Annotated in this window: 14 protein-coding genes; all 14 read left to right on the top strand. The window is 64.0% G+C overall.

Features of this window, described 5'->3' with window-relative positions; genetic code table 11:
* Positions 1-10: 10 nt before the first annotated feature.
* The 14 genes from EB230_RS00190 to metK all read left to right on the top strand — a co-directional run bounded on the left by EB230_RS00190 (position 11) and on the right by metK (position 14423).
* The gene (locus EB230_RS00190) at positions 11-1612 is read left to right on the top strand and encodes a di-heme oxidoredictase family protein (protein WP_172370987.1); all 1602 of its coding nucleotides are present in this window, start codon (positions 11-13) and stop codon (positions 1610-1612) included.
* The gene (locus tag EB230_RS00185) at positions 1612-2691 is read left to right on the top strand and encodes an imelysin family protein (RefSeq protein WP_056569890.1); all 1080 of its coding nucleotides are present in this window, start codon (positions 1612-1614) and stop codon (positions 2689-2691) included. Before EB230_RS00190 ends, EB230_RS00185 begins: the two co-directional genes overlap by 1 nt.
* A 3-nt stretch (positions 2692-2694) precedes the next feature.
* Entirely contained in the window at positions 2695-3798 is a 1104-nt protein-coding gene (locus EB230_RS00180) for a DUF1513 domain-containing protein (protein WP_056569894.1), read from the top strand.
* A gap of 95 nt (positions 3799-3893) precedes the next feature.
* Positions 3894-4571 carry a tRNA (adenosine(37)-N6)-threonylcarbamoyltransferase complex dimerization subunit type 1 TsaB gene (gene tsaB, locus EB230_RS00175; protein ID WP_056570443.1) on the top strand — a complete coding sequence of 226 codons (678 nt, stop codon included), beginning with the start codon at positions 3894-3896 and terminating at the stop codon, positions 4569-4571.
* On the top strand, positions 4571-5065 hold the full coding sequence (locus tag EB230_RS00170) for an N-acetyltransferase (protein WP_056569901.1): 495 nt from the start codon (positions 4571-4573) through the stop codon (positions 5063-5065). The genes tsaB and EB230_RS00170 overlap by 1 nt, the downstream gene beginning before the upstream one ends.
* Before the next feature lie 83 nt (positions 5066-5148).
* Positions 5149-5949, top strand: coding sequence for a 1-acyl-sn-glycerol-3-phosphate acyltransferase (locus EB230_RS00165; RefSeq protein WP_056569903.1), 801 nt, complete (start codon positions 5149-5151; stop codon positions 5947-5949).
* A 113-nt stretch (positions 5950-6062) separates the two neighbouring features.
* On the top strand, positions 6063-7433 hold the full coding sequence (gene miaB / locus EB230_RS00160; RefSeq protein ID WP_244494039.1) for a tRNA (N6-isopentenyl adenosine(37)-C2)-methylthiotransferase MiaB: 1371 nt from the start codon (positions 6063-6065) through the stop codon (positions 7431-7433).
* Positions 7434-7516: 83 nt separating this feature from the next.
* A complete protein-coding gene (locus tag EB230_RS00155; protein ID WP_019863063.1) occupies positions 7517-8509 on the top strand; it encodes a PhoH family protein in 993 nt (330 codons plus the stop codon).
* A gap of 18 nt (positions 8510-8527) precedes the next feature.
* The gene (gene ybeY, locus EB230_RS00150; RefSeq protein ID WP_056569906.1) at positions 8528-9034 is read left to right on the top strand and encodes an rRNA maturation RNase YbeY; all 507 of its coding nucleotides are present in this window, start codon (positions 8528-8530) and stop codon (positions 9032-9034) included.
* A gap of 27 nt (positions 9035-9061) precedes the next feature.
* Complete coding sequence (locus tag EB230_RS00145; protein ID WP_172370985.1) at positions 9062-10156, top strand: hemolysin family protein; 1095 nt, start codon at positions 9062-9064, stop codon at positions 10154-10156.
* A 16-nt stretch (positions 10157-10172) separates the two neighbouring features.
* Positions 10173-10643, top strand: a complete 471-nt coding sequence (locus EB230_RS00140) for a VOC family protein (protein WP_065005399.1) — start codon at positions 10173-10175, stop codon at positions 10641-10643.
* A gap of 198 nt (positions 10644-10841) precedes the next feature.
* Positions 10842-12431, top strand: coding sequence for an apolipoprotein N-acyltransferase (gene lnt / locus EB230_RS00135; protein WP_172370974.1), 1590 nt, complete (start codon positions 10842-10844; stop codon positions 12429-12431).
* A 138-nt stretch (positions 12432-12569) separates the two neighbouring features.
* Positions 12570-12989 (top strand): helix-turn-helix transcriptional regulator, encoded by a 420-nt coding sequence (locus EB230_RS00130; protein ID WP_056570445.1) that lies wholly within the window; start codon positions 12570-12572, stop codon positions 12987-12989.
* A 168-nt stretch (positions 12990-13157) separates the two neighbouring features.
* Entirely contained in the window at positions 13158-14423 is a 1266-nt protein-coding gene (gene metK / locus EB230_RS00125) for a methionine adenosyltransferase (protein WP_056569917.1), read from the top strand.
* Positions 14424-14446: the final 23 nt, after the last annotated feature.

The following is a 14446-nucleotide window of genomic DNA, read 5'->3' as shown; positions in this document are numbered from 1 at the left end:
GCATGCGGGAATGCGGCGCCCCTTAGAATTCCTGCGCCGCTTGCTGAGGGCCGCCGGCTCGCCGCTCCTGCCGAAAAGACCAGCCCGCCCGGCTGGCCGGCGCTGCACCATTCTTGTCCTGGCGCTGACATCATCCGCGATTGCGGGTGACCTTCAGCCAGCCAGCCTTGCCACCACGCGCGGCGACCTCGATGCCCGGGATCAGGCGCGTGTCACCGCCGTCACCAGGCCGACCACGGATTTCTCCAAACCCGAGCCGTTCGAGCTGATGCAAGGTGGCGCCGGCACGTCTGAGAAGGACGTCAGCCGCGATGCCTTCTCGCAATCGTCGACCAACATCACCTTCGAGGAGGAGGGCACTTTCAAGCTCGGCAACGCCTTGTTCCGCAAGAACTGGGTCTCGTCGCCATCCTCGACGCAGGCGTCGGACGGGCTTGGTCCGCTGTTCAACGAGCGCGCCTGCCAGAACTGCCATCTGAAGGACGGCCGCGGCCGTCCGCCGCAAGGCGATGCCGACACCACCTCGATGTTCCTGCGCCTGGCGCGGGACGCCGGCAGCGCCGAGGAAAAAGCGGCCATCGCCAACCGCCAAATGCTCAATTTTCCCGACCCGGTCTACGGCACGCAGTTGCAGGAACTGGCGGTGCCCGGCCTGCGCGGCGAAGGCCGGATGCGTGTCGACTATCAGGAACGTGAGGTGGAACTGACGGATGGCACCGTCGTTTCCCTGCGCAAGCCCAATTATTCCGTCACCGATCTCGGCTATGGGCCGCTCGATCCGCATACCACGCTGTCGCCGCGCCTGACGCCGCCGATGATCGGCCTTGGCTTGATTGAGCAGATCGCGCCGGCGGACATTCTGGCCCACGCCGATCCGGTCGACCACGACAATGACGGCATTTCCGGCAGGCCCAACATCGTGCTCGACGGTCCGAGCGGTGAGTTGACGCTTGGCCGTTTCGGCTGGAAGGCACAGACCGCATCGATCCGGCAGCAGGCCGCGGATGCCTTTGCCGGCGACATCGGCATCTCGACACCCGAGGAACCAAGACATTGGGGCGATTGCACCGCCGCGCAGGCGGAATGCCTCGCAATGCCGAATGGCGTGCAGGAGCGCCTCGGTCCGGTCGAGGCGCCGGCGCCGGTGATGGATCTCGTCACCTTCTATTCGCAGAACCTGGCCGTGCCGGCACGCCGCGATCTCGCAGCGCCTGATGTGCTCGCCGGCAAGAAGGTCTTCTACGAGATGGGCTGCATTTCCTGCCACACGCCGAAATTCGTCACCCGTCGCGATGCGCCTAACAAGGCGCAGGCGTTCCAGCTGATCTGGCCTTATTCCGACTTCCTGCTGCACGACATGGGTCCCGGCCTGGCTGACGGCCAGGCGGTGGGCGATGCGACGGGCAGCGAGTGGCGCACCCCGCCGCTGTGGGGTATTGGCCTCACCGAGACCGTCAACGGCAATTCCTTCTTTCTACATGATGGTCGTGCGCGCAGCCTGACCGAGGCGATCCTGTGGCATGGCGGCGAGGCGCAGAAGGCGCGCGACCGCTTTGCCGCCGCCAATGCGGCCGAGCGCGACGCACTGGTCAAATTCCTGGAGTCACTCTGATGTTGAAGCGTTCCGCCCTGGTTCTCGCTCTTCCGCTGGCCCTGCTGGTTACCTTCCCCGCATCGGCGGCGGTGAAAGCCTCCGACATCATCCAGCCGGCGATCGACGGCTTCGTCCGCCCGGCCTATGCCGATTTGCACCAGCATGCCGAAACCTTGACAAAAGCGATGCACAAGCTCTGCGAGGCGCCGTCGCAAGGCGAACTCGACGCGACGCGCACCGAGTTTTCCGCCACGGTCCATGCCTGGTCATCGGTCGAGATCATCGGTTTTGGACCGATCAAGGAGAACAACCGCCTGGAGCGCATGCTGTTCTGGCCGGACCGCAAGAGCATCGGCCTCAAACAGGTGCAGGCGGCCTTGTCGGACAAGGATCCGGCAGCCACCGATCCGGCACAGCTTGCTGGCAAGAGCGTCGCCATGCAGGGGCTGGGCGCGCTGGAATTCGTGCTTTTCGGCGACGGCGCCGATGCGCTGGCGGGCAAGGATGATCCCTATCGCTGCGCCTATGGCGCGGCGGTTGCCGGCAATATCGAAACCATGGCCGGCGAGGTCAGCGCAGCTTGGAACAAGCCGGACGGTTTTGCCGCGCTCTGGGCCAATCCGGGGCCGCAGAACGCGCTCTACCGCGACGGTAACGAGGCGGTGACCGAACTGGTCGGCGTCTTCATCAACGAGTTGGAGATGGTCCGGGATGTCCGCCTGAAAGGTTTCCTTGGCGGCAAGCCCGAGGCGGACAAGCCCAAGCAGGCGATCTACTGGCGTTCGCAAAACACCACCAATTCGCTGGCGGGAAATCTCGCCGGCATCGATGCGTTGTTCCAGGCCTCCAAACTTGGCGACGCGCTGCCGCCCGATGCGCGCTGGATGGCGGAGTCGATCCATATCCAGCTGGTCAACGGTGTCGCCACCGCGAAGTCCGTCCCGGGTCCGATCGACAAGGCGCTCGCGGACCCGGCTCTGGGCGAAAAACTCGAGCATTTCGCCCTGATCACCTCCAGCCTGTCGACCCTGATCGGCACCCGGCTGACCGCCGAATTCGGCCTGACCGCAGGCTTCTCGTCGCTCGATGGAGATTGATCCTTGAAAACGCCGCTGATCGATCGTCGGGATTTCCTGAGAGCCGCGGGCATCGGCTTTGCCGCTGTGGTGGCGCCGTCCGCCTGGGCAAGGACACTTGCCGCCGACGCCGTCTTCGCCACCGCCTTCGTCAAGCGCGACGGCAGTTTTGGCGCCGCCGTCCTGTCCGAGGCGGGCAAGGTGCTGCATGCGATCGACCTGCCTGATCGCGGCCATGACGTCACCTTCGATCCCGTATCGAAGCGTTCAGTGGTCTTTGCCCGCCAGCCCGGCACCTTCGCCGTGGTGTTCGATCATACCGGCAGAGACGCCCCGTTGACCATCGCCAGCGTCACCGGCCGGCATTTCTTCGGCCATGGGGTGTTCTCGCCCGACGGCGCCCTGCTCTATGCCACCGAAAACGACTTCGACAACGCTGCCGGCGTCGTCGGCATCTACGACGCGCGGGCGAAGTTCAGCCGCATCGGTGAATTCCCGACTTACGGCATGGGTCCGCACGAGCTTCTGCTGCTGAGCGATGGCAGGACGATCGCGGTCGCCAATGGCGGCATCGAGACCCATCCCGATTATGGCCGCGCGGAACTCAACATCGCCACCATGAAGCCGTCCTACGTCCTGATCGACCGTGTCACCGGTGACCTGATCGAGAAGCATGAATTACCGGCTTCCCTGCACCAACTGTCGATCCGCCATATGGACACCGACGCATCCAGTACCGTCTGGTTCGGCTGCCAGTATAGGGGGCCGGGCATCGATCGCCCGCTGCTGGTTGGGCGCGCCGCGCGCGGCAAGGATTTGCAACTGCTCGACATGTCGCCGGACGTGCTGTCCGGCTTCCGCAACTATATCGGCTCGGTCGCCGCCAATCCTTTGGCGGGCACCGTCGCCGTTTCGTCGCCGGAAGGCAATTCGCTTGCCGTGATCGACGTGGCGAGCGGCAGGGTGGTCTCGACCAGTGCGCTGGTCGAGGTCTGCGGCCTGGCGCCGGACGGAGCTGGCTTCATGGCAACCACCGGCGCCGGCGAGATCATCGAGGGCAGCGGCGCGACACGGTCGGAACCGGACTATGTCTGGGACAACCACATGCTGCGCATCGAGCAGGTTTGACGTCGAGGCGGCGAAGCGAAGCCGCTTAACAAATTATGCTTGCGGTGCCGCGCCTTGGCGGGCACAGGGAAGTGTTTCTCGGAAGCGTTCGTTTCATGAAAGTGCTTGCCATCGACTGTGCCGCCAGCCTCTGCGCCGCCTGCGTCTACGACGCGGTGGCCGGGCGGGAGCTTGGCCGCGCGGTGCTCGATCTCGGCAAAGGCCATGCCGAGCACCTGATGGCCGTCATCGCCGAGGCGCTGAAGGCGGGCGCGACCGACTATCCCGGCCTCGGCGCCATTGCCGTCTCTGTCGGCCCAGGGTCCTTCACCGGTCTGCGCGTCGGCGTTTCGACCGCGCGTGGCCTGGCGCTGGCGTTGAAAATACCGGCGATCGGGGTGACGACGCTCGAGGCACTGGCCGCCGAGGCCGCATCGGCATTTCCCGGCCGCGCCGTACTGGCGGCGCTCGATGCCGGCCGCGACGAAATCCATGCCGCGCTCTACGACAAAATGTCAGTTTTGACTTACGGTCCGGCGGTGGCCACATTGCCGGAAGCCACGGCCTTGGCGGTGGAGAACCTTGCGGTGCTTGCCGGCACAGCGGCGGTGCGGATCGCCGCGTCGGCGGGTCGGGTTTCCGACATCGGGCCTCGGACGGCCACCGCCGACATTGTCACATACGCCCGCCTCGCCGCCGCCAAAGGCGAGGGTGAAAGGCCGAAACCACTTTACCTGCGCGGCGCCGATGCAAAGCCGCAAGCCGGATTTATTCTTTCAAGGCAACAAAATTGATGCGCATACCTTTTTTACAGCCGCGGCGCCGGGACTATGCGCTCGAGCCGCTCAGGATCACCGACAGCCCCGCGGTCTCGTTGCTGCATCGCGAGGACTTTGTCCGCCCGTGGACCGATGGCGAGTTCGCCGCCTTGCTCGAGCAGGACACCGTGTTCGGTTATGCCGCGCGCGAAACCGGGCAGGGCGCCAAGCCGCCCGTCGGCTTCGTGCTGGCCCGGCTGGCCGCCGGCGAGGGCGAGATCCTGACTGTCGCGGTGGCGCGATCCCATCGCCGCCAAGGACTGGGCTGGCAGCTGATGGACGCCGTGCTGCGCGAACTGCATGTGCAACGCGCCGAAGCGCTGTTCCTGGAGGTCGACGAGACCAACATCGCCGCGATCGCCCTCTACCGTCGGCTGGGCTTCCGCGAAGTCGGCAAGCGTCCCGACTATTACAGGTCGCCCGATCGCGGGCCGACCGGCGCGCTTGTCATGCGTCGCGATCTTCGCTAGCCAGACGCCGAAATTAAATCATTACGGCGTCCTTTGCGCGTCCAAGAGAACGCGCGGCGCTGTGATGGCAGGACCAGGACAGCATGATCGGAAAAATCAGGATTTTCCTGGCCCTGGGCCTAGTCGTTGCTGGTTCGCTGGTCCTGGTGCCGCTGCAGATACTGTCGATGAAGACCGGCTGGTGGCCGGAAACCTTCATCCTCAAGATCTGGCACAGGCTTGTCCTCAGGGCGCTCGGCATGCGCGTCCATGTCAAGGGGGCCCTGTCGGCCAAGCGCCCGTTGCTGGTTGCCTCGAACCACATCTCCTGGACCGACATCATGGTGCTGGGCTCTTTTGCCGATGTGAAGTTCATCGCCAGGGCCGATATGGAAGGCTGGCCGCTGATCGGCATGCTGTCCAAGCTGCAGCGCACCGTCTTCATCGAGCGCGAGCGCAAGCGTTCGTCCGGCGACCAGGCAAGCGAGATCGCCAGCCGCATGGCCAAGGGCGACGCCATGGTGCTGTTCGCCGAGGGGTCGACCGGTGACGGCAACGTCATCCTGCCGTTCAAGAGCACGCTGTTCGGCGCCGCCTCGATGGCGATTTCGGAGGGTGCGGCCGAGCAGGTGTTTATCCAGCCGGTGGCGATCACCTATACGCGCCTGCATGGCGTGCCGCTCGGCCGGCGGCACCGGCCGATCGCGGCCTGGATCGGCGATGAGGATCTGATGCCGCATCTCAAGGTGCTGATGGCGGAAGGCGCGCTCGACGTCGAAGTGCATTTCGGCGAACCGATCGCCTTTGCGAAGGGTTCGAACCGCAAGGAAACGTCGAAGCTGATGGAAGGCCAGGTGCGCGGGATGATGCAGGCGGCACTCGCCGATCCGCGCCCGAGCCGCTAGCCCGACATGCGCCTTGGGGGCGCACGCCGAGAATCGTCTGTTTTTTGTCACGGAAAGGCGTTAGAAGCCGCCGGATGGACTTGAACACGATTGAAAGCGACGACATCGGCACCATGGCCGGACAGCCGGCATCTCGCGCCATGGCAACGAAGAAGGTCTTCATCAAGACCTATGGCTGCCAGATGAACGTCTATGACTCCCAGCGCATGACCGACGCGCTGGCCGCCGACGGCTATACCGCGACCGACGCCATCGGTGAGGCCGACCTGGTGCTGCTCAACACCTGCCATATCAGGGAGAAGGCGGCCGAAAAGGTCTATTCCGAACTCGGCCGCATCCGCGACATGAAGGCGGAGCGCGCCATTGCCGGTCGCGAACTGCTGATCGGCGTCGCCGGCTGCGTGGCGCAGGCCGAGGGTGCGGAAATCATCAGGCGTTCGCCGGCCGTCGACCTGGTAATCGGGCCGCAGACCTATCACCGCCTGCCCGATGTGCTGGCAAGAGTGCGCGGCGGCGAAAAGATCGTCGAGACCGACTACGCCATCGAGGACAAATTCGAGCACTTGCCGCAGCCCAAGCGCGCCGAGGTGATCAAGCGCGGCGTCACCGCCTTCCTCACCGTGCAGGAAGGCTGCGACAAGTTCTGCACCTTCTGCGTCGTGCCCTATACCAGGGGCTCGGAAGTCTCGCGGCCGGTGGTGCAGATCGTCGCTGAAGCCGAGCGCCTGGCCGAAGCCGGCGTGCGCGAGGTGACGCTGCTTGGCCAGAACGTCAATGCCTGGCACGGCCAGGGCGAGAACGGCGAGGAGTGGGGCCTTGGCCGGCTGCTGTTCCGGCTGGCTGAAATTCCGGGCCTGGCCCGGCTGCGCTACACCACCAGCCATCCGCGCGACATGGACGACGAACTGATCGCGGCCCACCGCGACCTGCCGTCGCTGATGCCTTATCTGCATCTGCCGGTGCAATCGGGCTCCGACCGCATCCTGAAATCGATGAATCGCAGGCATACGGCCAGGGACTATCTGGCGTTGCTCGATCGCATCCGCGCCGGGCGTCCCGATATCGCGTTGTCCGGTGACTTCATCGTCGGCTTCCCCGGCGAGACGGAAGCTGATTTCGAAGCGACGATGGAACTGGTGCGCCAGGTGAACTACGCTTCGGCCTTCTCGTTCAAATATTCGCCGCGCCCGGGTACGCCGGGCGCCGACATGCCTGATCATGTGCCCGAAACGATCAAGGACGAGCGCCTGCAGCGCCTGCAGGCACTGCTCCTCAAACAACAGCAGGATTTCGGCTTGAGCCTTGTCGGCACCACCATCGACACGCTGATCGAGAAGCCCGGCCGCCAGGCTGGTCAGAAGGTCGGCCGCTCGCCTTGGCTGCAGCCCGTTATTGTTGATGAAAAGGCCGGCGAAATCGGTGACATTATCCAGGTGCGAATCACGAAGACGGGCTACAACAGCCTGTTCGCCGAATTGGCCTGATGGTCTCGGCAGATGAGGAGAGACGGTTGAGCGCAGCAGAGCTGAAGAACCTGCCCCCGGTACCGGCATCTGGGGCTTCTGACATGGCGCACATCGTTCTGACTTTCGACAACAACAAGCTTGCCAGCGCCCTTTACGGTCAGTTCGACGAGAACCTCGCCCGGCTCGAGCAGAAGCTCGGCGTCGATATCCGCTCGCGCGGCAACCAGCTGACCATCAAGGGGTCCGCTTCGGCCGCCGAGCAGGCGCGCCGCGCCTTGGACAATCTCTACGGGATTCTGCAGAAAGGCGTCGATATCGGCCAGTCCGATGTCGACGGTGCCGTGCGCATGGCGGTCGCCGCCGACGATCAGCTGACGCTGCCGACGCTGGAGCGCAAGGGCAAGGTCTCCGCCGCCCAGATCGCCACCCGCAAGAAGACCATCTATGCCCGCTCGTTGAACCAGGACGCCTATATGCGGGCGCTCGAGCGCTCGGAACTGGTGTTCGGCATCGGTCCGGCCGGCACCGGCAAGACCTATCTGGCGGTGGCGCATGCGGCGATGCTGCTCGAGCGCGGTATGGTCGAGCGCATCATTCTGTCGCGGCCGGCCGTCGAGGCCGGCGAGCGGCTGGGCTTCCTGCCCGGCGACATGAAGGAGAAGGTCGATCCCTATCTGAGGCCGCTCTACGATGCGCTCTACGACATGATGCCGGCCGACAAGGTCGAGCGCGCCATTGCCGCCGAAGTCATCGAAATCGCGCCGCTCGCCTTCATGCGCGGCCGCACGTTGGCGCATGCCGCTGTTATCCTTGACGAGGCGCAGAACACCACGCCGATGCAGATGAAGATGTTCCTGACGCGTCTTGGCGAGAATTCGCGCATGATTGTCACCGGCGATCCGACCCAGATCGACCTTCCTCCAAGCACCAAATCGGGCCTGGTCGAGGCCTTGCGTGTCCTCGACGGTGTGGCCGGCGCGGTAACCGTGCGCTTCAACGATGTCGACGTCGTTCGCCATCCGCTGGTGGCGGAGATCGTCAGGGCCTATGACCGCGATGCCAAGCTGGCGCGCGGCCTGGGCGCGGAGAATTGATTTCAGCGATGCGGCCTCATGCCTGAGGACAATTTATCCGGCGACGGGGGTCCTTCGGTGCCCGTCGACATCGATATAGCGGTCGAAGCGGGCGACTGGCCCGATGAGGCAAGCCTGACGCGGCTGGTCGATCGAGCGGTTGACGCTGCTTTCGCCGAGACCGGCGTGGCCGGTCGTTCCGAGCTCAGCATCGTTTTTTCCGACGACGCCCATATCCGCACGCTCAATGCCGGCTGGCGCGGCAAGGACAAACCCACCAACGTCCTGTCTTTCCCGGCCTTCCCGCCCGTGCCCGGTGGCCCTCTGCCGCCGATGTTGGGCGATATCGTGCTTGCCGCCGAGACAGTGGCGCGCGAGGCGGCACTGGAAGACAAGCCCCTGGAGAACCATATCACCCATCTCGTCATCCACGGCCTGCTGCATTTGCTGGGCTATGATCACGAGACCGACGCCGAGGCCGAGGAGATGGAAGCCATCGAACGCGTGGCACTTGCAAGGCTTGCCATTCCCGATCCCTACGCGTAACTACATCTGACAATTGACCGGACGACGATGAACGACAAACCAGAGACTGCCGCCCGCCCCGACGCCGGCAGTGCGACCAAGGCTTCCGATACGTCGGAAGAGGGGTCAAGTCCGAGTACCGTTACCACTGGTGTTGCCAACACCGGCAGCGTTGCCAGCGAGTCTTCGTCTGCCGGCCCCTCCCTGTTCGACCGCGTTCTGGGCCTGTTCAGGCAACGCAACGGCACCAGCCTGCGTGAGGAAATCGCCGGCGCGCTGGCCGAGACGGCGAGCGACGCCGAATCCTTTTCGCCCGGCGAGCGCGCCATGCTCAACAACATCCTGCGCCTGCGCGAGGTGCGCGTCGAGGACGTCATGGTGCCGCGCGCCGACATCGAGGCGGTCGAGATCGCCACGACGCTCGGCGACCTCTTGGGCACCTTCGAGCAGTCCGGCCATTCCCGTATGCCGGTCTATTCCGAGACGCTCGACGACCCGCGCGGCATGGTCCATATCCGCGACGTGCTGGCCCACATCACCAAGCTCGCGCGCGTCAAGAAGGGGCGTACGACCAGGAAGACGCCTGCCACCACGCAGCTCGATCTCGCCCAGGTCGACCTTGCACGCACCATCGGCGAACTCAACCTGATCCGCCAGGTTCTGTTCGTGCCGCCATCGATGCTTGCTTCCGACCTGATGGGCCGCATGCAGACGACGCGCACGCAGATGGCGCTGGTCATCGATGAATATGGCGGCACCGACGGACTTGTATCGCTCGAGGACATTGTCGAGATGGTCGTCGGCGATATCGAGGACGAGCATGACGATGACGAGCCGATGATCACCCAGGCCGGTGACGGCGTGTTCATCGTCGACGGCAAGGCCGAGATCGACGACGTCGCCAAGATGATCGGCGAGGACTTCGCCGCCGGCGAGCACGGCGAGTATGTCGATACCATTGGCGGCATGATCTTCAACACGCTCGGACGCGTGCCGACGCGTGGCGAGGTGGTACAGGCCATTCCGGGCTTCGAGTTCCATGTGCTCGATGCAGATCCGCGCCGCGTCAAGCGCGTGCGCATCGTGCAGAGCCAGAAGGGCGAGCGCCGCCGGCGGGCCACGGCGCGCACCGAACAAGCCTGAACGGTTCGGCTTCTAGATGACGATCGACGACCCGTTCAGGCACGCAAGTCTGGGGTCCGGCGTCTTCTACAGGGATCCTCGCGCAGCGCTGGCTTGGCTAGAAGCGGCTTTCGGCTTCGAGCCCAGCATGGTGGTGACCGATGCCGCGGGAAAGCTCGTCCACTCCGAGATGCGGTTCGGCGATTGCTACATCATCGTCGATTCAGAATGGAGCGATTATGTCGCGAGTCCTGCTTCGGTGTCGGGCAAGAACACGCAGTCGGTCTATGTCAGGCTCGTGGGCGGGCTGGATGCGCATTGCGAGCAGGCGCGCGCGAGCGGCGCCGAAATAATCCAGGAGCCGACGGATCAATTCTACGGCGAACGCCAGTATCGGGCCCGCGATCCCGAGGGTCATGTCTGGACCTTCACCCAGCCCATCCGTTCCGTTTCCCGCGAAGAAGCCGAGCGGTTGAGTGGCTTGCGCATCGACGGCTGGCACCGTTAATGGGCGTCGCCAGAAGTGACCTCGGCTTCGGGGGAACGAGATGCATAAAAACAAAGACCTGAAGCGCGTCGCATGAATCCGTTTCGACGCGACGCGCTTTTGAGCGGCGGTCGAGGCATCCCGGCTGATCGGCCGTTTGGAGCACAGGCCGCGGCCTGATAAATCTTGCGTCCTGATTCGCGCGACTCGGAAGTATGCATGGAGCGCCTTGCCGGCCGGATAATTCTGCTTTGGGGTTGGCGGCGGGCGCTCGTGGCCTTTCTTGCCGGAGCGCTGACGGTGCTTGGGCAGGCGCCCTATGATTTCTTCGCAGCCTGCTTCATCTCGTTTCCGATGCTGGTCTGGCTGCTTGACGGCGCGACCGGCGATGCCTCCGGCAGCCTGTTTCGGCGCCTGCGGCCGGCCTTTTCCGTCGGCTGGTGGTTCGGTTTCGGCTATTTCCTCGCCGGTCTCTGGTGGATCGGCTCGGCGTTGCTGGTCGAGGCTGATGATTTTGCCTGGGCGCTTCCCTTCGCCGTGGTCGGTATTCCCTTCGCGCTCGCCTTTTTCTATGGCTTCGCAACGATGGTTGCCCGGCTGCTGTGGAGCAGCGATATCGGCCGCATTGCCGCCCTGGCCTTCGGCTTCGGGCTGACGGAGTGGCTGCGCGGCTTCCTGTTCACCGGTTTTCCCTGGAATGCGATCGGTTACGCGGCAATGCCCGTGCCTCTCTTGATGCAGAGCGTCTCGGTGACCGGCATGATCGGTATGAATGCGCTTGCGGTGTTCCTTTTTTCGCTGCCCGCGCTGCTGGCGGCGCGCCGGCATCTTCGCCTGGGCGCGGCGCTGTTCGTGCTGCTTGCCGCCGCCCATGTCGGGTTCGGCTATATCAGGCTTGCCGCTCCTGAAAAGCCGGCGCAGCGCAGCCTTGATGTGCGCATCGTCCAGCCTGCCGTCGACCTCAGTGAAAAATGGGACGCCTCGGTGCGCGACCGCATCTTCGCCACCTTGCTGGGCCTGTCCGCCAAGGCGCCGGACCCTGGTCACGGCAAGCCACAACTCATTCTCTGGCCGGAAACCTCGGTGCCATTCCTGTTCACCGAGCGTCCGGATGCGTTGACGGCGCTGGGCGACATGCTGGCCGATGGCCAGATGCTGATCGCCGGCGTCGTCCGCGAGGAAGGCGGCTCCGCGGCCACCGACAGCCGGTATTACAATTCCGTGGTGGCGATCGACGACAAGGGCGAAATCACCGATGCCGTTGATAAAGTCCATCTGGTGCCGTTCGGCGAATACCTGCCTTTCGCCGACCTGCTCAACCGGTTCGGCATCGCACAGCTTGTTGCTGGGCCGGTGACGTTCGCGGCCGGCAACGAGCGGCACGCCATCACGCTGCCCGGTGGCATCCGAGCCCTGCCATTTATTTGTTATGAGGTGATCTTTCCGGATCTTGTGGCAGTTGACGCTACGTCAGCGCAGCTTATTGTGAACGTTACCAATGATGCCTGGTTTGGGGACACGCCAGGCCCGTATCAGCATTTCAGACAGGCCCAGATTCGCGCGGTGGAGAACGGATTGCCCTTGCTGCGTGCTGCCAATAACGGCATTTCGGCGGTCGTCGATCCATACGGACGCATCGTCGATGCGCTGGCGATCGACGCGCGTGGCGCCATCGATGTGAAGGTGCCGATTTCCGGACAGACGGTCGTTTCCTCGGGCCAGCGGCGCATTAACGGAATGCTGATCATGTTGCTGTTTGCGGTGGTGGGGGCGCTGTTGAACGTAAGGCAAAGGCTACGGGTGAATTGACAGTCGACACATTAGAAACTCATACTGTATCGCCTGAAAATTTCTCGAAGCTGGTGGATCGTTCTGTTGGGGCAGTCGCCCCCGGCTTTGTTTGGGCGGAAAAAAATCACAAAGCCGAAAAAATTCGGCGAGGAAAAAATGACAGAAGAAAACAAGAAAAAACCCAATCCCATCGACATCCACGTTGGAAGTCGCGTCCGGCTTCGGCGCAACATGCTCGGAATGAGCCAGGAAAAGCTGGGCGAGAATCTCGGCATCACATTTCAACAGATCCAGAAATATGAAAAGGGCACCAACCGCGTCGGCGCCAGTCGCCTGCAGGCAATTGCCTCCATACTCGGCGTGCCCGTCGCCTTCTTTTTCGAGGACGCGCCGGGCCAGGAGCCCGCGGCCAGTCGTGGCTTTGCCGAGGATGCGTCGATGGCTTTCGCCGTGGAATTCTGCGGCAGCCCCGAAGGCCTCCAGCTCAACCGGGCCTTTGTCAAGATCGCCGACGTCAAGGTACGCCGCAGGATCATCGATCTGGTGAAGTCGCTCGCCGCGGACGACCTCGACTGACGCTCAACGCGACTCGAACCGGCGGCATCCGCCGCCGGTGGCACAAGATATTGACATCGACAGTCATGCCAGAATGGCGGCAACGCTTGACGAGCGGCGCTTTGCCCCGCTAACACGTGGCGCGCCAAAATCGGCAGCCTGCCGATCGTTTTTCAAGAGGGGACACCCGTGACGCGGCAGAATTACTTCTTTACCTCGGAGTCCGTTGCCGAGGGCCATCCCGACAAGGTCTGTGACCGGATCTCCGACGAGATTGTCGATCTGGTTTACCGTGAAGCCAAGAAGACCGGCATGGACCCATGGAAAGTGCGTGTCGCCTGCGAGACGCTGGCGACTACCAACCGTGTCGTCATCGCCGGCGAAGTGCGCGTCCCCGAGACGCTGTTGAAGAAGGACAAGGCCGGCAATATCCTCAAGGACGCGGCGGGCCACCCGGTCGTGAATCCGGCGAAGTTCAAATCCGTCGCCCGCAAGGCGATCCGCGAGATCGGCTACGAGCAGGCCGGCTTCCACTGGAAGACAGCCAAGATCGAGGTTCTCCTGCACGGCCAGTCGCCAGACATCGGCCAGGGCGTCGACAACGCCGCCGACCGCCAGGGCGAGGAAGGTGCCGGCGACCAGGGCATCATGTTCGGCTATGCCTGCCGCGAGACGCCGGACCTGATGCCGGCGCCGATCTACTACAGCCACAAGATCCTCGAACTGCTGGCCGCCGCCCGTCACGAAAACAACGGCGAGGCTGGCAAGCTCGGACCCGACGCCAAGAGCCAGGTCACCGTCCGCTACATCGACGGCAAGGCCGCCGAGGCAACGCAGATCGTGCTGTCGACCCAGCATCTCGATGCGACCTGGGATTCCAAGAAAGTCCGCAAGGTCGTCGAACCCTATATCCGCGAGGCGCTTGGTGATCTCAAGATTGCCGACGATTGCATGTGGTACATCAACCCGACCGGCAAGTTTGTCATCGGTGGCCCGGACGGCGATGCCGGCCTCACCGGCCGCAAGATCATCGTCGACACCTATGGTGGCGCGGCACCGCACGGCGGCGGCGCGTTCTCCGGCAAGGATACCACCAAGGTCGACCGATCCGCTGCCTATGCGGCGCGCTACCTGGCCAAGAATGTCGTGGCGGCGAAGCTTGCCGACCGTTGCACCATCCAGCTCTCCTACGCCATCGGCGTCGCCCAGCCACTGTCGGTCTATGTCGACCTGCACGGCACCGGCAAGGTCGACGAGGCAAAGCTCGAGGACGCGCTGCGCAGCGTGATGGACCTGTCGCCGTCCGGCATCCGCCGGCATCTCGACCTCAACAAGCCGATCTACGCCAAGACGTCGTCCTACGGTCATTTCGGCCGCAAGGCCGGCCGAGACGGGTCTTTCTCCTGGGAGAAGACCGATCTCGCCAAGGCGCTCAAGGATGCTGTCGCGGCCTGAGCCGCGACAGACCCCGCGCCAGC

Source organism: Mesorhizobium sp. NZP2234, assembly GCF_013170765.1.
Lineage (GTDB): Bacteria > Pseudomonadota > Alphaproteobacteria > Rhizobiales > Rhizobiaceae > Mesorhizobium > Mesorhizobium loti_D.
This window is presented reverse-complemented; position numbering and strand designations above follow the sequence as displayed.